The sequence below is a fragment of the Oculatella sp. FACHB-28 genome, assembly GCF_014696015.1.
In the GTDB taxonomy this organism is placed as follows: Bacteria; Cyanobacteriota; Cyanobacteriia; order Elainellales; family Elainellaceae; genus JAAUTN01.
Map to the genome: position 1 here is coordinate 42,035 of NZ_JACJPJ010000035.1, position 16,690 is coordinate 58,724.

Annotated in this window: 18 protein-coding genes; 8 read left to right on the forward strand and 10 right to left on the reverse strand. The window is 49.8% G+C overall.

All coding sequences use genetic code 11. The annotated features are described in order from the left end of the window. Positions 1–75: 75 nt before the first annotated feature. On the forward strand, positions 76–948 hold the full coding sequence (locus H6F88_RS02680; RefSeq protein ID WP_190641197.1) for an SMP-30/gluconolactonase/LRE family protein: 873 nt from the start codon (positions 76–78) through the stop codon (positions 946–948). Positions 949–1,083: 135 nt separating this feature from the next. Beyond that, a complete protein-coding gene (locus tag H6F88_RS02685) occupies positions 1,084–1,788 on the forward strand; it encodes a hypothetical protein (protein ID WP_190641198.1) in 705 nt (234 codons plus the stop codon). A gap of 158 nt (positions 1,789–1,946) precedes the next feature. Here H6F88_RS02685 and H6F88_RS02690 read toward each other — a convergent pair whose 3' ends face one another. Continuing rightward, positions 1,947–2,327: a hypothetical protein gene (locus H6F88_RS02690; protein WP_190641199.1), complete on the reverse strand. Its 381-nt coding sequence runs from the start codon at positions 2,325–2,327 to the stop codon at positions 1,947–1,949. A 388-nt stretch (positions 2,328–2,715) separates the two neighbouring features. Then, entirely contained in the window at positions 2,716–3,273 is a 558-nt protein-coding gene (cysC, locus tag H6F88_RS02695; RefSeq protein WP_190641200.1) for an adenylyl-sulfate kinase, read from the reverse strand. Between the two features lie 326 nt (positions 3,274–3,599). Here cysC and H6F88_RS02700 point away from each other — a divergent pair, with 326 nt between their 5' ends. Both H6F88_RS02700 and H6F88_RS02705 read left to right on the forward strand, forming a co-directional pair. After that, positions 3,600–4,232 (forward strand): TMEM165/GDT1 family protein, encoded by a 633-nt coding sequence (locus H6F88_RS02700; protein WP_190641424.1) that lies wholly within the window; start codon positions 3,600–3,602, stop codon positions 4,230–4,232. A 261-nt stretch (positions 4,233–4,493) separates the two neighbouring features. Next, positions 4,494–4,706, forward strand: a complete 213-nt coding sequence (locus tag H6F88_RS02705) for a hypothetical protein (protein WP_190641201.1) — start codon at positions 4,494–4,496, stop codon at positions 4,704–4,706. A 19-nt stretch (positions 4,707–4,725) separates the two neighbouring features. Here the strand turns inward: H6F88_RS02705 and H6F88_RS02710 are convergent, their stop codons facing one another. Further along, positions 4,726–6,900 carry a hypothetical protein gene (locus H6F88_RS02710; protein WP_190641202.1) on the reverse strand — a complete coding sequence of 725 codons (2,175 nt, stop codon included), beginning with the start codon at positions 6,898–6,900 and terminating at the stop codon, positions 4,726–4,728. Positions 6,901–7,063: 163 nt separating this feature from the next. On the opposite strand from H6F88_RS02710, the gene H6F88_RS02715 reads away from it, so the two are divergent. Continuing rightward, on the forward strand, positions 7,064–7,774 hold the full coding sequence (locus H6F88_RS02715; protein ID WP_190641203.1) for a response regulator transcription factor: 711 nt from the start codon (positions 7,064–7,066) through the stop codon (positions 7,772–7,774). Between the two features lie 78 nt (positions 7,775–7,852). Then, the gene (locus tag H6F88_RS02720; RefSeq protein ID WP_190641204.1) at positions 7,853–8,965 is read left to right on the forward strand and encodes a HAMP domain-containing sensor histidine kinase; all 1,113 of its coding nucleotides are present in this window, start codon (positions 7,853–7,855) and stop codon (positions 8,963–8,965) included. Positions 8,966–9,007: 42 nt separating this feature from the next. Here H6F88_RS02720 and H6F88_RS02725 read toward each other — a convergent pair whose 3' ends face one another. From H6F88_RS02725 to H6F88_RS33840, 3 genes are all read right to left on the reverse strand, one after another. Further along, a complete protein-coding gene (locus tag H6F88_RS02725; protein WP_190641205.1) occupies positions 9,008–9,532 on the reverse strand; it encodes a hypothetical protein in 525 nt (174 codons plus the stop codon). A gap of 230 nt (positions 9,533–9,762) precedes the next feature. Further along, a protein-coding gene (locus H6F88_RS02730) for an IS5 family transposase (RefSeq protein ID WP_242050363.1) occupies positions 9,763–10,592 on the reverse strand; the annotation gives its coding sequence in 2 pieces (ribosomal slippage) (positions 9,763–10,202 and positions 10,202–10,592; 831 coding nt in all). Positions 10,593–10,662: 70 nt separating this feature from the next. Next, a complete protein-coding gene (locus H6F88_RS33840; protein WP_190641206.1) occupies positions 10,663–11,382 on the reverse strand; it encodes a pentapeptide repeat-containing protein in 720 nt (239 codons plus the stop codon). Between the two features lie 162 nt (positions 11,383–11,544). Here H6F88_RS33840 and H6F88_RS02740 point away from each other — a divergent pair, with 162 nt between their 5' ends. Next, complete coding sequence (locus H6F88_RS02740) at positions 11,545–12,294, forward strand: DUF561 domain-containing protein (RefSeq protein ID WP_190641425.1); 750 nt, start codon at positions 11,545–11,547, stop codon at positions 12,292–12,294. Positions 12,295–12,570: 276 nt separating this feature from the next. Here the strand turns inward: H6F88_RS02740 and H6F88_RS02745 are convergent, their stop codons facing one another. The 4 genes from H6F88_RS02745 to H6F88_RS02760 all read right to left on the reverse strand — a co-directional run bounded on the left by H6F88_RS02745 (position 12,571) and on the right by H6F88_RS02760 (position 15,459). Next, positions 12,571–12,723 carry a hypothetical protein gene (locus tag H6F88_RS02745; RefSeq protein WP_190641207.1) on the reverse strand — a complete coding sequence of 51 codons (153 nt, stop codon included), beginning with the start codon at positions 12,721–12,723 and terminating at the stop codon, positions 12,571–12,573. 122 nt (positions 12,724–12,845) lie between these two features. Beyond that, a complete protein-coding gene (locus H6F88_RS02750; RefSeq protein ID WP_347277658.1) occupies positions 12,846–14,102 on the reverse strand; it encodes an SUMF1/EgtB/PvdO family nonheme iron enzyme in 1,257 nt (418 codons plus the stop codon). A gap of 124 nt (positions 14,103–14,226) precedes the next feature. After that, positions 14,227–15,015 carry an ergothioneine biosynthesis protein EgtC gene (gene egtC, locus H6F88_RS02755; protein WP_190641209.1) on the reverse strand — a complete coding sequence of 263 codons (789 nt, stop codon included), beginning with the start codon at positions 15,013–15,015 and terminating at the stop codon, positions 14,227–14,229. A 90-nt stretch (positions 15,016–15,105) separates the two neighbouring features. Beyond that, entirely contained in the window at positions 15,106–15,459 is a 354-nt protein-coding gene (locus H6F88_RS02760) for a metalloregulator ArsR/SmtB family transcription factor (RefSeq protein ID WP_190641210.1), read from the reverse strand. 67 nt (positions 15,460–15,526) lie between these two features. Here H6F88_RS02760 and H6F88_RS02765 point away from each other — a divergent pair, with 67 nt between their 5' ends. Continuing rightward, positions 15,527–16,579: a phosphotransferase gene (locus tag H6F88_RS02765; RefSeq protein ID WP_190641211.1), complete on the forward strand. Its 1,053-nt coding sequence runs from the start codon at positions 15,527–15,529 to the stop codon at positions 16,577–16,579. Positions 16,580–16,690 lie beyond the last annotated feature (111 nt).

Genomic DNA, 16,690 nt, shown 5'->3' on the forward strand with positions numbered 1-16,690 from the left:
CACAACAGTAAACGACACATCGTGATGAAATCATGGCGCAAATCTCCCATCGGTTGTTCCCATTAAACACTTGTTATGAAAACTCCTTCCATTCTTGTTGACTGCCAATGTGAAAATGCTGAAGGTCCGCTTTGGCACCCGATCGAGCAGTGCCTTTATTGGACAGATATTCCTGCGGGTCACCTGTATCGCTATGATCCCATAACTAACACCAGTGAACAGATTTATGAGGGTGAGCCTGTTGGTGGTCTCACCATCCAAGTGGATGGTTCGCTGTTGTTGTTTAAGGCACGGGGGGCGATCGCCCGCTGGCACAACGGTAAAATCACAACGATAATCGAGCAGCTAGAGGAAGAACGAGAAACCCGCTTCAACGACGTGATTGCTGACCCGGCCGGGCGCGTCTTTTGTGGAACAATGCCAACGCCCGATCGCTTAGGACGGCTTTATCGGCTCGATCCAGATGGTTCTTTAACAAAACTGTTAGAGGGTATCGGCGTTTCTAACGGAATGGGCTTTACCCTAGACCGAAAACAGCTTTATTACACCGACTCACCCACCCGAAAAATCTATCTGTTTGACTACGACCAGGCGACTGGTGCAATCAGCAACCAGCGAGTTCACATTGAAACACCAGAATCAGAAGGGGTTCCCGACGGAATGACTATAGATGCGGCAGGCTATTTGTGGTCAGCGCGCTGGGATGGTGGACATTTATTTCGCTATGCACCTGATGGCACCGAAGTTCTCCGAATTCCGTTTCCCGCCAAAAAGATCACGAGCGTCACGTTTGGTGGCACTGACTACATCACCATTTATGTCACAACTGCAGGAGGTGACAACCGCGCCGAGGAGGGATCAGGTGCTGGAGCTGTGTTTCATTTCAACTCTGGCATCCAGGGTGTACCCGAATTTTTCTCTAACATTGCTGTTCCTGCTGGAGCTTAGTTATGTAGCAGCCCTAAACCATTTGCGCCTTTAAAATTGGGTTGGAGAGGAACTGAGGGCGGAAAGTGGAGTGAGATAATTGAAGTTGTTTAGCATCTCCAGCAAAAGCTTTTTAGAACGCAAAACTTGCTTCAAATGATCACAGGTACAATATTTACCCTAATTCTTTTAGGTGGTCTATACTACTTCGTCTTCTACCCTAATCAGAAGCTAAAGCGAATTAGGAGTAGTCCTATTTTAGAAGTAGATGGAGCAAGTACTCGCTACCCCAACTTACCGTTAGGTGATTTAGGTGTCTTTTTTGAGTCCAATGCAAATCGCAGAATTCGAGTTGTTTTTCCGAAACTGACACCCGATGGTGATGTGCAGTACATTTACTCCTGGCATGATCTACGATTCATTCGTATTCCTACTTCACGGGGGGCAGGGCAGGGCAGAATAAATCTCAAAATAGCTCAAGAACTTGCTTTCTTGATGAAGGAGCATATTCAATTTGTTGAGCCAGAAATTCTGAATTTAAGAAGACAATGGCACAAGATTAACGAACTGCTTGAGCTAGTAGCTACGTCAGATTTTTATGCTAGTCAGCAGGAAATTTATGAAAGAGCTCTGCTTCAGGTAGAAAATTTGCTAGATAAGGCAGAAGAACTACAGCAGGTTTATGTTCGTTTTATTCGAGAAGTTCTGATTGGTAGGCAAGTTGCTGGCTATGACCCAACTCTGCTTTTGAGTGACAGTGTGACCATTGATCACCAATACAAGAGAATTCGGGAAGAGTATCAGGATATGAAGGAGACAGCAACAGCCTATGCTGAGCTGCTACGCACACGTCAGTTTTAGTTAGGACAGCCATCAGTTTTGAGATGATAGGCGCTGTTAATTTGTGCTAGTTGATATCAATAAAAATGCCCAGTCGTAGACTGGGCAATGTATTAGACAGCAACTCTAGTGCGCTAACGAAGCTGTAGAGTTATCAGCATTGGAAGTTGATGAGTTAACTATCTGTCCAAGTTTTCGCGGCGGGCTTCATCGAAGCGATCGGTAAGGCTAACTTCGGTAGAAACGCCTTTGTCTAGATTTTCGCGGCGAGCTTCATCGAAGCGATCGGTAAGGCTGACTTCGGTAGAAATGCCTTTGTCCAGATTTTCACGGCGGGCTTCGTCAAAGCGATCGGTAAGGCTGACTTCGTTGGAAATGCCTTTGTCCAGATTTTCACGGCGGGCTTCGTCGAAGCGATCGGTGAGGCTGACTTCAGCAGAAATGCCTTTGTCTAGGTTTTCGCGGCGGGCTTCATCAAAGCGATCGCTTAAAGCAAAACCAGGAGTAGCATAGGCAGAGAGAGCCAAAACAGAAAGGCTGGTGAGGATGTAGCGTTTCATGGTGTTGTCTCCTAAATAATCGATAAGACTGGCTGTCTCTAAATCTGATTGGCTGTCGCAAAGGTAAGTACAGCAGCAAGTAGATTTTCGAGAGTTGAACGGCTCACAGAAGCTTCTAGTTGTTATTGTTTGGGCTAGAACTATCTGTTACCTATTATGTTTGCATAGTTTTTGTTTTAATGCAAATAGTTTTCGTAAAGACATTCTCTGGAAATACTATCCAGTCATGACAAAGCGCAGGAGAGCTTAGCTCTCCTGCGCTTTGTCGCAGCTCTTATGGTGTCTATAAGCCACAGAACCAGAGGCTGGATTGCAAGGCACTGGCTCTCGAAATCACCCGAACTCTCTAGATGCTGTATCCTCTGGCGAGCAAGCAACCCTTTGCAGATCAAACATTAGATGTCTGAAGCTCTGTAGTGTAGCCAACTTCTTGTAGCTTAGCCAGAACCTGGGCGACACATTCTTCTAGGCTATGTAGATGAGTTTGGCACTCTACCTCGGCATTGAGCGGCGGTTCGTAGGGATCGTCAATTCCGGTGAAATGTTTGATCTGACCAGCACGGGCCTTTTCGTAGAGTCCTTTTACATCCCTCTGCTCACAAACCTCTAGTGGCGCATTGACGTAAACTTCAATGAAATCGCTAATTTTATGTCTCACTTCGTCTCTGATATCGCGGTAGGGCGAGATGGCGGAAACGAGGACAATAACACCATTTCGAGTCAGCAAGTGAGAGACAAAGCCGATGCGACGGATGTTTTCGTCCCGATCAGCTTTGCTAAAGCCTAAGCCTTTGGTCAGATTTTGCCGGACGATGTCGCCGTCTAGCACCTCGACTTTACAACCTTGCGATCGCAGTTCTTTCTCGACTGCCATCCGAATCGTTGTCTTGCCTGCACCGCTTAACCCAGTAAACCAAACTGTTACCCCACGATGGCTCGCGCCCATGCCTTACTCCTATCCCCTAACTTCGCTACTGAAACTTTAGTTAATCTTTATCAACCTATCATGGAGTTGGCTCCAGGCTTACACTTGAACATTCAATCAAGCCGTGTATAATGATGCTACTTGAAGGGGAGTAGCTGCTGGTACGAGTTGCCAGCCCATCTGAGTCAACATGCTGGCGATGAGCCTGGTTCAGATGACGATTTAGCGATTTACAGCTTTTCGCAAGCGAGACCTTCACTGAGTTCACATCTGAGGTGAACTTGGTGAAGCATTATGCCCATCAGGTTCCTTCAGACTGCTACACCTATCTGAGGGAATACAGGAGCATGTTAGCTGCTTTTACAGCCGGTCTTTTACTGATTACAGTTCAGGAGTTGGGCGATAAGACTTTCTTTATCGCTGTAATTTTGGCAATGCGCCATTCGCGGCGATTTGTCTTTGTGGGAGCTATCACCGCTCTAGCCGTCATGACGGTTTTATCAGTGCTGGTTGGACAAGCAGTTTCCTTTTTGCCTGCGATTTATGTCAGGTATGCTGAAATTCTTTTATTCATCGGGTTTGGCTTAAAGCTACTGTACGACGCGAGCCAGATGACCACAGCGTGTAGCTTGGCTGAACAGCAGGAAGCGGTGGAAGTGGTAAACCAGGCGGAGTCTAAATTGCCCAAACACTATACTGACCTGGCTATTGTGCTAGAGGCATTTACGCTAACTTTTTTAGCAGAATGGGGCGATCGCACTCAGATTGCGACGATTGCATTAGCGGCGGCTAAACCTCCCGTTGGGGTAGCACTTGGGGCGATATTGGGGCACGCCATTTGCGCGGCGATCGCCGTCCTGGGCGGCAAATTTATTGCCAATCGCATCTCAGAACGAACGATTACGAGTTTAGGAGGGCTGTTATTTTTGGTTTTTGCTGCCCTATCAACTGCTGATTTGCTCTGGGGCAAAGCCGGGTAAAGACGTAGTAGTATCTCTGCCACTGTAATAATTGTCACACAATATCCTCACTTCACCAGGAAGCTAGCTAGGATCTAACTAGTAGTCTTCTATACAGTTCCGCAGAATCCAGATTCTTATTGTTTGCCAATCTCATTGCTTGTCAAATTGCTTATCAAACAGACGGTGGTAGATGGGGGGGTAAACCGGTTTCCCCCTACTTGCCACCTGCCATCTATTTCCTACTCTTCATCCTTCATCCTTTCGAGGTGGAGGTGCATCATGCAAACAGCAAAATTCAAACCGGGCGATCGCGTCAGAATTCAAGTCAACCGACTTATGCCGCCTTATCATCTCAACGGCAGAACAGGAACCATTGTCAGCGAACCGAAGATGACTTCCCTTTGGGGGGTTGCTTACACGGTTGAGCTAGACGGTGATGAGCTGCATCCTAAAATTCATGAGATTGATTTGATGCCTCTCAGGCTGCGATAGGCTTGGTCCTCTTAGTTTTCTAGGATGCCTGACGTGGCACGTAGCCCGACAGCTCAGGGACATAAGTGCCAAATAGGGAACCGTCAGCATTGTAAAGTTCGAGTGGCACTTGTGTACTCTCGCTAATATCTGCCAACGCTCGCAGTAGTGCATTGCTATGGGCTGCTGCTTCTGCCTGAACGTTGGGGTTGCCTGCCGCTTGTCCGTTGGCGATCGCCTGTTCGATGGCCTGATCGTAGTCGGGTGTAATGTTTACCTGAATTTCTTTGCCCGTCAGCGTAAAGGTGCAAACTCGGACTGCTCCAGCGCAGGTTTGCTCTAGTTGAGCTTGAGCATTTCCCCGGGCGACAGCAGACCTGAGCGTTTCCTGCGCCTGCGATAGGGAAGTTGTGTATGAGTTGACCAGAGGCTGTACCTGACCGTGATAGCTCGTTCCCGTTGGGATCTGTTCAGCGTTGGCAAGGGCGCTGCGCCATTGGCTGACTGCCTGTGACCACTGGTTTTGCTGTTCTAGCTGACGGGCTGCTTCTGCCATAGATAGCGCCTGGTTGTAGGCTTTGGCTGAGATTTCTTCTTGCAGTCGGCGATCGCCTGCCTCGTCCAGTCTGGGTTGATAGATTGCTAAAAGCTGTTCAGCTTCGGCGTGAGCCATCGTGCCACTGGGAATCTGCTGCAATAGGTTGACGACGACCTGCCAGGTGACATGAGCTAACTGCCAGCTTTCAGGGGAGTCAGCTACACCTTCCCGCGCTTCAGCCAGACGAGCGGTATCTCTAGCAAGCTTGATTTTGTCTTGTGCTTGCTGTTCGATCACAATCCGCTGATTAATCATGCTCAGGCTAGCCTGATATTCTGTCAGCTTTTGCTGGGCTAATGGGTAAATGGGATGGTTTGGCGAAACCTGCTCGAGGGGGGCGATCGCCCCTTCCCACATTCCCCGAATTTCCTCCCACCTGCTTAACGGATGAGGTGGATTTTGACTCGCATGGGCCGCTTCATTCGCAGTTTGCAGCGCTGTGACGACCTGCCCCAATGCCTCAGATTGCCTTCCATAAACTTGTAGCAAAGCTTGTGCTTCGGCATATTCCCCTGACCATTGCGGAATTGTGCCTAGTAGATAGCTCCCTTCTGCCAGCTTTTGATAAGCCTCACTCACATCCATTGCTGACGAGTTAGCCTGCGCCAATTGAGCCGCTTCCTGACTGAGCCGTTGAGCCGTTTGCAGTGGCACACACGCGCCAATGACACAAGGACGAGTCAGCATGTACAAGCTGCCAGCCAAGGCAAATAGTCCTGCCGCAGCTCCCAATCCCACCATTGACACGGGCAAGCGAGAGAGGAAAGTTGACCTGGAATGAGCCGTAGGTACAGCTACATCAGTACTTAGCTCAGAATCAGATTCGGAGTTTGACTCAGCCTCATACAGCACCGCAAGCTCGGTAGCATCTGAACTGCTCGTTTCTAAATGGCTGCTTGTCTCTAGATGATTAGCTTCTAAAGGCTCTGCCTTTAGAGAGTCAGCTTCTACAGGGTCAGCCTTCAGGGAGTCAGCTTCTAAATTGGCAGCTAAATTGGCAGCTTCAGTTGCTTCACCTGGAACCTCATTCTCTTGGGTTGCTGCAATTGCATCAATTGCAGCAATCTCATCAACCGCCAATTCTTCCTCTGCTGCCGCAGTGCTCCCATCGGACAAATCTAAATCGTCTGCTTGAGTGCTAACTGCTTTGCTGCTAACTGCTTTTGCGTCAGTTGCTTGCACGCTAGTTGCTGGAACAGCAGGTAAGCTCAGTATGACAGCATTCTGATGTTGAGGACTGCCAGCAATTCCTGCTTGCTGCACACCATCCAGCGCTCTATCCGCTGGGAATGGATCTAGCTCAAATCCATCTGCCGCATAGGGTTCGTGTTCCCCCGCAATGCGGAGATAAAATCGGACTACTAGAGTTCCAGGAGAGGCGATCGCCGATCGAATAAGATCAGGATAAGCTTGCCGGACAGTCTGCTCAAAAACCTCAAACGTTCTCCAGGGATTGGGCGAAACCTCATAAGCGTGTTGAGCCAAAATAATCAGCGTTTGCTGCTTGATCGCGCATTTCACCTGAAGCGGAATCCTTAGGGGAAACTGCATTTGCACTTCTGCTTGCAGTCGATGTCCCAAAACTTCCATCTCATCCCGGCGTATTGCTGTTTTCATGCCACACCCAAGTGTTGGATTTTGTTTGAGTTCAATAGTCTATGCCAGTAGTCTGTACCAGTGGATAATCAGGACTCATAGCCACACTCCAGACCAATTTACACAATCTGGTTTAATCTGTCCTACGGTTGAGCAATTTTTCTAGAAAATTACGCTATCTAGCATGGATATTCTCATTGTTGAAGACGAAGCTGAGATCGCTCAGCTCATCCAACTTTATCTAGAGAAGGAAGGATTTTCCTGCCGCACCTGTCGAGATGGCATTACGGCGATCGAGATTTTTCAGGAGCAAAAACCCGACCTGATCATCCTCGACCTGATGATTCCTGGGCTGGATGGCTTAGAAGTGTGCGCCCGGATTCGCCAAAAGCCAGGGAGCAAAGACCCCTACATTCTGATGCTGACTGCCAAGGGCGAAGAACTTGACCGCATCATTGGTCTTTCTACTGGGGCAGATGACTACATGGTGAAGCCCTTTAGCCCTAGAGAACTGGTTGCCCGTGTGCGGGCATTGCTGCGGCGCACCTTGCGCCAGGGTGGGCAGAGCCAAACTTACCACACCCAGCACTTTTCCATCGATATGGATCAGCGGCTCGCGCATCGTCAACTTGACAACCAGGAATTAGAACCACTCGACCTGACTGCGCTGGAGTTTGAGTTGCTAACTACGTTCATGAGCTACCCTGGTCGTGTCTGGAACCGGACTCAGCTGATCGAAAAACTGTGGGGCAGCGACTTTTTTGGGGATGAGCGGGTTGTGGATACTCATGTTGCCCGCCTGCGCAAAAAAATTGAACCTGACCCTGCCAATCCTACGTTCGTCAAAACGGTCATCGGAGTAGGCTACAAATTTGAAGACACACCAGCAGGCTAAGCTGGTAGCTGGTCACTGCTCCAACCCCGTTCCTACATTCTTCACCTGCATCCATGCCCTCCACCCCCGCCCCCACCAATGGCAAAGCTTGGACTGCGATCGCGCCTATTTCTTTCCCACGTCATTGTGATGATTGTGGGACTGTTGACGCTGACTACCATCGGCAAATTCTCCTCACCCCGGTTCTTTGTGGTCTACCTGGAGCGCATCGAAGGAGAAGGCTATAGCGTTCGGCAGGTGCGAACTCAACTGATTCAAGGGTTTGAGTCAGCTTGGAGCCGTGGCGCAGTCTGGTCAGTCGTGTTGGGAGCGACTGCGGCGGGTGGCTTGAGCTATTTGGTATCTAAGCGAATTGTGCAACCGTTGATTCAAATGGAGGAGATTACTAAGAAGTTTTCTACCGGAAATTTAGAAGAACGGGTTCCCGCTTACGAAATTCCAGAGCTAAACCAACTAGCCTCCAGCTTTAACCGGATGGCGGCTGAGCTAGAAGGCGTGGAGCAGCGACGACGAGAATTGGTTAGCGACCTGACCCACGAACTGCGAACGCCGCTGACCGTCCTGGAAGGCTACCTGGAAGGGTTGGCGGACGGCACAATTGACCCAACCGAAGATGTTTATCACCTGCTGGCAAGGGAAACCAGCCGAATGCGGCGGCTAGTCAACGACCTACAAGAGCTTTCCAAGATGGAAGCAGGTTACTTGCCCATTGACGTGCAGCCCGTCGATTTAAAGCCGATGCTGACTTCGCTAGTGCAGAAGTTTTCCGACCAGCTTTTGGAAGAAAATAGCCCCAAAATTCAGTTGTACTACCCGCCCGATACGCCTCTGGTGCTAGCAGATCCAGGGCGCGTCGAGCAGGTTTTAGTCAATTTGCTCAGTAATGCTTTGCGCTATACGCCATCAGGTGCAATTCAAATTCAGGTCTACCAGGGCACAAATAAGCTCTGGATTGCCATCGTGGACACAGGTTTGGGCATTGCTCCTGAGGATTTGCCACATGTGTTTGAGCGATTTTGGCGGGCAGACCGATCGCGCGATCGCCACTCTGGCGGCACAGGCATTGGTCTAGCTATCTCTCGCCGACTGGTTGAGCTTCAGGGCGGCACCATCGAAGTCGAAAGCGAACTAAACAAAGGCAGCACCTTCCGCTTCTCGTTACCCCTTGCACCTGTGAAAGCTTTGAGATAACTTACTCAGGCTGTAGAGGTCTATATGCTGTAAATTGTCTATCTAATGCTGGCTGTTAGACATGAGGCAGCTTGAGCAACCGCAGTAGGCATAGGCATAGGTTGAAGCCGCTGCGGGCACACCCGCGACAATGTCCAAGCTAGAGCGCTGGCTGGCAACACGTCGGGGGGCAGGGTTTCTAAACGTAGCGTTGTAGTTAATCTGATAGCCAATGTCATCCAGGATAGCGGCATCCAGAGCAGTTGGGCGCGATCGCACTCCCTGACCGAACCTGGCTTCCATCAAGGTTTTGCCTGAACCGCCATGCTGATAGCCCTCTTTGACGTGGCTACTTCCAAAAAACTCTAGAGGAATTGGTCTACCACCATTTCTAGCTCTGGCGTTACGGCCAATGAAGTTCTCTTCATCTGTTAAGTTGAAAAATGCATTGATGCCACCTGCGCCATTGGAGAAGCCCAAGACATGACCCAATTCGTGTGCTGCGACGGAGATGAAGTCGTAGCGATCGCCAGGAATATCAGTGTCAGTGTTGGGGGTGCGGTCAAAAAAAGTTGGTTGTAGAGTCAAACGTCATTGAACCTATCCAGGGCTGAAAATCGCCTCCTGTGTTAGGTCTGGAAGTTACGTTAATGGGGTGGCTCAACTTAGCGTTGCTTCAGTTAGTCTAGACATTAACAAAGATCCCTGTTTGATTTCTTCCTAGTGCGGGAAAGATCCCTGTCTAGAGTAAAGTACAGACCAAATAGGGTTGAATAGTGATTAGTTTTTTTGATTAATGAGTAGACTTCTTGCACGAATCAGCAAGCGAGAGCCAACTCAAAGTTGAGGATGCCTGCGAGCAAATGCACTCTGCGCGTGAAGTGCCGTCGCCGATTGCGATAGCGCCCCGATAAGATGCGGAAACGCTTCAGCCGACGAATGCTATGCTCCACCTTGACCCGCAGCCGGGCTAAAGCCCGATTCGCCTGTTTGTTCGCATCACTCAAGCGTTGTTTCCGAGGCTTTTTCTGCGGCGTAATACTGTTAGGGTGGAGTTTAGCAATGCCTTGGTAACCCTTGTCCGCTAAACACAGCACCTCCTTGCTCAAGTGCACGTCACTGTGCTCGAACAAGCGCAAGTCGTGGGTACGTCCTTTGCCCGTGGCAACGGCGAGAAACTGCCCCCGCTCCAGGTCAATCACGACTTGGGCTTTCAGCGTGTGCCGTTTGTGCTTGCTGCTGTAGTAGGCACGCTGTTTTTTTGGGGACGCTCAATTGCCACCTCTGTGACATCTACGACGACCGCCTCCCACTCGCTCTCGCCTTGGCGCAGTTGCCGTTTGCCAGGCAGCCGAAATTGCCCTGACTTCACCAACAATGCTTCTACTTTATCGATGGTGCGGCACACCGTCGCTTCCGACACCCCAAACTCTAAGCCAATGTCAAACTGGGTGCGGTAGTGTCGCCAGTAATACAACGTTATCAGCAACTGGTCTTCCACCCTCAGGCGATTTTGTCCGCCGCGCTTTCCCTGTCGGTTTAACTCCGGGCTGAGCACAGCACTCATCGCTTGGAACGTTTCTCGCTTCACTCCACATGCCCGGCGAAAAACAACTGGGTTCAGGGTTTGGATTTGCTGGTAGAGCATGAGTCATTCATTTCAGTAGGGCTAATCTACTTTCAGCTCTTCTCTTGATTCATGCAAGAGGTCTAGTTAATTAGCGATCGCAAATGACTCGATCAAACACAATCGCTTCACTCCAGTCAGATTCTGTTAACCCAGTGCCTCTTAAATCTGCTCCGTTCAAATAAGTTCCAGCAAAATTTACTCCTGCTAGCTTCGCACCGATGAGTTGTGCTTTGGTCAGGTCAGCATTCGATAGGTTTACTTCACCCAAGTCTGCGGCATTCAAGTTCGCGCCTCTTAACTTTGCCTCACTCAGATTAGCTCCCCATAGGTTCGCGCCACTTAGGTCAGCTTCCGTCAAGATTGCTTGGCTCAGATCTGTTCCTGATAAAATTGCCCAACTCAGGTTGGCACTCGTTAGGTTGGCACTCGTTAGGTCACTTCCCAAAATCGCTCGATACAGGTTAGCTCCCTTGAAATTGACTCGCTTCAATTTAGTGCTGTGAAGGTTCAGCCCACTCAAGTTTGCGCCCCACAGGTTTGCGCCGGTCAAGTCAGCATTTGTTAAATCAGCGTCAATCAGGATGACCTGATTCAAGATGGCATCCTGCAAATTAGCACCTGTCAAATTCGCGCCGCTCAAGCTGGAGCCTCGAAGGTTTGCGCCTGCCAGGTCTGCCTCAGATAAGTCTGCTCCAGACAAGTCTACGCCGCTTAAGCTAATCCCCCTTAACACCGCTCGATGGAGGTCAATTTTGGCAAAATTGCGCTCTTTCATCTCGTAGCGCGCTAACAGTTCTTTAACGTCCATCGGGTTAAATCTCTTCTTTAAATTGGTAGTGCCAGAGAGTGGGTGCGGTTGGGAATCGCTTTATTTCTCAAAATCAGTTTGGAAAAAATCAGATGATCTTCAGCAAGGTTGGCATTAATGCGGCAAAATGATCCTACGATTTGCCAAATTCGGGAAGACTTTATGACCATTCATCCCTCTCTTCAGAGTTCCCTCAGTCGAGGCAATGCCCTCAAAGTCATTAGTGGTTTAACCAATTTCAACTCCGACCGAGTTGCAGCGATTGTCAAGGCAGCAGATTGCGGTGGTGCAACGTTCGTTGACTTGGCCGCTGACCCAGATCTGGTACGGCTGGCAAAACAGCTTACTGGACTACCGATTTGCGTTTCAGCAGTCGAGCCAGAGCAATTTGTGACTGCTGTAGAAGCGGGAGCCGATTTGATTGAAATCGGGAATTTTGATGCGTTTTATGCTCAGGGGCGGCGATTTGAAGCAGCAGAAGTGCTGGAACTCACTCATCGGACGCGATCGCTCCTCCCTCACATCACCCTCTCAGTCACCGTGCCCCATATCCTGGAGCTAGACCAGCAGGTACAGCTTGCCGAGGAATTGGTTAACGCCGGAGCCGACATTATTCAAACAGAAGGTGGCACCAGCAGCAGCCCCAACCACTCTGGCACACTGGGATTGATCGAAAAAGCAGCGCCTACTTTAGCGGCGGCTTATGAAATCTCCCGTGCGGTTTCTGTGCCCGTGCTGTGCGCTTCTGGTTTGTCAAACGTGACAGTGCCAATGGCGATCGCCGCTGGTGCATCGGGTGTAGGCGTAGGCTCTGCAATTAATCAACTGAACAGCGAAGTGGCAATGATTGCTGCTGTTCGCAGCTTGGTTGAAGCGCTAGCAACGGTGCAGCGGAGCCGAGTAACGGTTTAACAGAGTAACGGTTTAATTCAGTAGTGAAAAAGTGCCCAGCGCAATGCTGGGCACTTTTACTTTTCTCATTATTTCCTTGTTGCCAACCTAGAGCTTGCAAACTAGATACGCTTCTAATACGGAATTCGTTTCGTAAAGAAGCATATTGGGTGTACGACGAAGCATTCGGCAAAAGAATTGTGCTTCAGTTGCAAGGATTGTGACCGAATGGTTCACCCCTACCGATACCGCTACTCTACGGACGGATTTGGTATAAAGCAGCAGTTTGTAGGAGAGTTAACGATCAGACAAAACTACAGAGGCAACTTGTGTAGAGTTAACGATTGCTTGAGATTCGCTCACGGTATTTCGCATAATGACAGCCGCAATTCCACTTGAAATTAGCAGTCCCAAAAATATTCCTAAAGCCATCGGATAAGCCTGTTGCATAGTTAATCTCGCAGATACTAGTAAAACTTCTTGGTTACAAATTTAACTAGCAATCGCCAGGGCAACTAGCGAACGATCACGGAGACTTAGCCCGGTGTTTATCCGCAGTCGAGTACAAATACTTAAAACTGCTGAGCCTGATCCTGTACACAGCGAAACCCCGCCAGAATTTGGCGTACACCGGGGTGATACCAGTTCCGAAAGGTGGAGCGGAGTGCCCAGGGACGGGTTGCCCAACTGCCGCCCCGCAAAACTTTGTGCTGTCCGTCAAAGTAAATCTGCGAGTAGCCTGAATACAGGAAAGGCTTAAAACCGGAATAACCTGTAAACCAATCCGCTGTCCATTCCCACACGTTGCCCAGCATATCTTCACAGCCGTAAGCGCTTCGTCCCGCAGGATAGGCATCGACGGGTGTGGTGTGTCCGATCCAGTGATCGTGGTTGCAGTGTCGGGAGGTTGGTAAAGCTTCACCCCAGGCATAGGTACATCGCTGTTCTAGCTCTGGATTCCAACTGGCAGCCTTTTCCCATTCGGCTTCTGTGGGCAATCGCTTGCCGACAGAGTTGGCGTAGGCTTCTGCTTCATACCAACTTACGCCACACACGGGATGGTCTTCCCACTCCGGATTGTCTGACCAGTAAAGCGGCTTGCTGACTGGATGCTGCTGCAACCATTGCCAACCTGCTTCTGACCACCATTTTGATTCTTCATAGCCGCCTGCCTGGATGAACTGGCGATATTGTCCGCAGGTGACAGGATACCGATCGATCCAGTAGTCATCCAGGTAAACGGGATGCACCATGCGTTCGTTGTCCAGGGCATTGAGGGAGTTGCTGCCTTGCTCGAAGTGTCCGGCGGGGATGAGGATGGGGGGGTAGGAGTTGGGAGTTGGGGGTTGGGAGTCGAGGGCTGAGGGTTGGGGGCGATCGCCAATTCCTGATACTTTTGCTTGCTGAAGTTGAAGTACCAAGGTAATGGTCTCGTTGTGCTGGCTTTCGTGCTGGAGGAGCCAGCGCCAGAGGCGTTCTTGCTGATCGACGGGAGCAGTTTTAAGGTAAGTCAGGACTTGGACCCGAATGGCATCCAGGTAAGTGCAAAGCTCGGGCAGAGTGGGCAGGTTAGCTCGCTCTGCTTTGGGTAAGCCGTCTGCGGCAAATAGCCGATGGTATTGCGGAAACTGAGGCGGCTGTCCGGCGCACTTTTCTAGAATCCAGAAAGCTTCGGTATAGGCGATGTGTCCCAAATGCCACCCAATCGGGCTGAAGTCGGGGTGCGCCTGACGGGAAAGACTACTGTAGTCTACGCCTTCAAAAAGTCCCAATGTTGCTTCGCGACACGCCTGAAGCTGCTGCCGAAGCTGTGCTCGGCGATCGCCCAGATCTCCTCTTGTAGAGACGCGATTGCTTGAATCTTGACCCAGAAATCGGGTAGACACCTGCTTGCTCCTGCTTTCGTTTAGGAAATTGGAAACGCGATCGGACGCATTCCCATCAAACTTTGATTCAGAACTGTTGGATTTGAACATCAAGATCTTCTCCCACACTGAGAATGCTGCGTTCTGGGCAAGCAACCCAATTACCAGCAAATAACGGCTCGGAAGCAATCACAACTGCCTCAGGGAAGAAGGCATCGTCCCTGAGCCAGTAGAGGGAAGGGGCGGGCGATCGGTTAGAAAACCGAGAAGCGACCAGACGGTGCCCATCCGCCAGAATCAAATTAGCGCCTGCTGAAACCTGATAAAGCTGGGCCAGGTCAAAGACGGTTACCAGCGTGTTGTGTAGTGCTGCTTCCAGGCTAATTCCGGGGGAATTGTGCCATTCGTTGAGCAGCAGGGCAAACAAATGCTCGGAGTCCGTCATTCCTTGGATCGACTCATACAGCGCATCACTCAGGCGATCGCGCATGGGTCGATATAGCGTTTGTCGAAAGTTTTCGATGTAGCCATTATGAATCGCCAAGATAGGATCTTGCTGAAAAGGCTGACAATTGCTCAAGTCAACTGCCAGTCCTGGCGTTGCACTGCGGACGCTAGCCAAAACACAGCCTGATTCTACATAGCGACTTAATGGAGGTAGGTTTACGTCATTCCAAATTGGCAGCACACTGCGATATCGAAAAGGTGGCACCTGCTGATTGGTGTGATACCAACCCACGCCAAAGCCATCTGCATTGAGCAGCCCTGCCGTCATCTCACGCGGCTGATAGCTCTGCACGATTAAGGAATGTTCTGGTTTGTAGAGCAGTCGATCTAGAGGAATAGGCGGCCCTAAATATCCGAGTAGACGGCACATGTTTTGATTACGACAGTTCAGTTAGGATTGTAGCCCCCCTGTCTGCAAAATCCTTTTGGAGAGAAGGGAGTAACCCTCACTCTGGTTGTCCTATGAAACCGGGCGCTCAAAGGACAAAATGCAGCACTTTAAGTTAAGTCCTTGCCCTGAAGGAACCCGAACACCAGGAGCAAGGGAATAGAGGACTGCTTTGCCCTCTCGCTGCGATTTGACGAGCTCGTGTTGCCGCAAAATCCTCAGGTGGTGAGAGAGCAAACTCTGTTCCAGAGCCAGTTCTGCATTTAACTCCCAAACGTGTTTAGGGCCGTCGAGCAGAATCTTGAGAATAGCGAAGCGATTTGGATCAGCAAGAATTTTGAGCTGCTGGGCGCAGAACGAGGGTGAGTATTGCTTGTCCGACGTAGGGCTGGCTTCAACAGCTTTATTATTAAAATCGCTATTCATATGAAAAATAATTCATGCCACGAGGAAACGGTTTATCATTGAGCCTGTTGCTCGAATTCACCGTCCGATGTTCACTAGACCTCTTGATTTGAAGGTTTTGAAGCAACAATTAGAGGCGCATCTAAACCGATCGCACGGTCACTTAGAGTTAGAGTTTCTGGCCCACGGAGAAGCCAATGTCATTTTTAGATTAAACCAGACCGATTTAGTTCGGGTGGCAGTTAATACACCAAATCAGCGGTTTGAAGGAGATGTGAGGCGCGTTACCCAGTTTGAGCGTGTCATCTTAGATTATCTCCAGCAAACCGACATTGGGCATCAGCTACAGACAGCCAAACTAGACTCAACTAACGACTTTCCCTACACATTTTTAATTACAAATTATCTAGAAGGCGGTTCACTCGATTACTGCCGCACTCATTTACAAAAATGCGCCGAAACTCTAGCGCGGCTTCACCGTTTACCGACGATCGCAGGCTATGAGGTCGATCGCCTTTTGCCAACGGTGCCAGTGGTCGAGCAGCCCTTAACGCTGTTTTACCACGAAGCAAAAAGCTATGCTCAGCCTTACCTGGACTCACCGAATGCAGAACCAGAAATTGTCGAAATGCTGCACGCAGTGTTAGATAAGGCGCGATCGCGATTGTCAGCAGAGCGACTGTTAGAAGCCTATCCCTATCGCTGCTTAGTCCACAGTGACCACACTTATGAGAACTGGGTCATCAACGATCGCCAAGCTTATTTAATTGATTGGGAATGGGCTGAAATTGGTTCGCCTGCTGGAGATTTGGGGCATTTCCTTTCCCCTGTAACCGTTCGGCGACGGCAAGACTATCGCTTACCGGCTGAGGATCGTGCCTTCTTTTTGCAGTGTTATTACAATGCGTTGGGAGAGCCGTTAGCTACTCGAATTGAGCGTCATTTTGCTGCATTTGGGGTTTACCCAGCGGTGCGATCGCTCTGTTGGACGGCTGGATATTGGATCACCGCTAACCGCTGGTACGCAGATGCAGAAGATAGCCCCAATGCGACTGAGCGAATGGCGCGATGGCAGCGAAGCCGTCAGCAATTTTCAGAACTGTGGCAGGAGGTTATGTCCTGGTTAGATGAGGAAATTTAGAAGCTAATCTAACTCTCAGGGAGAATCCAGCCAACTTTTATATGAATTACTTTTCATATCATCCTGTGCTGTATTGGTGAGTGTTCCGTGTCCCCTAATTCATCCAGAACT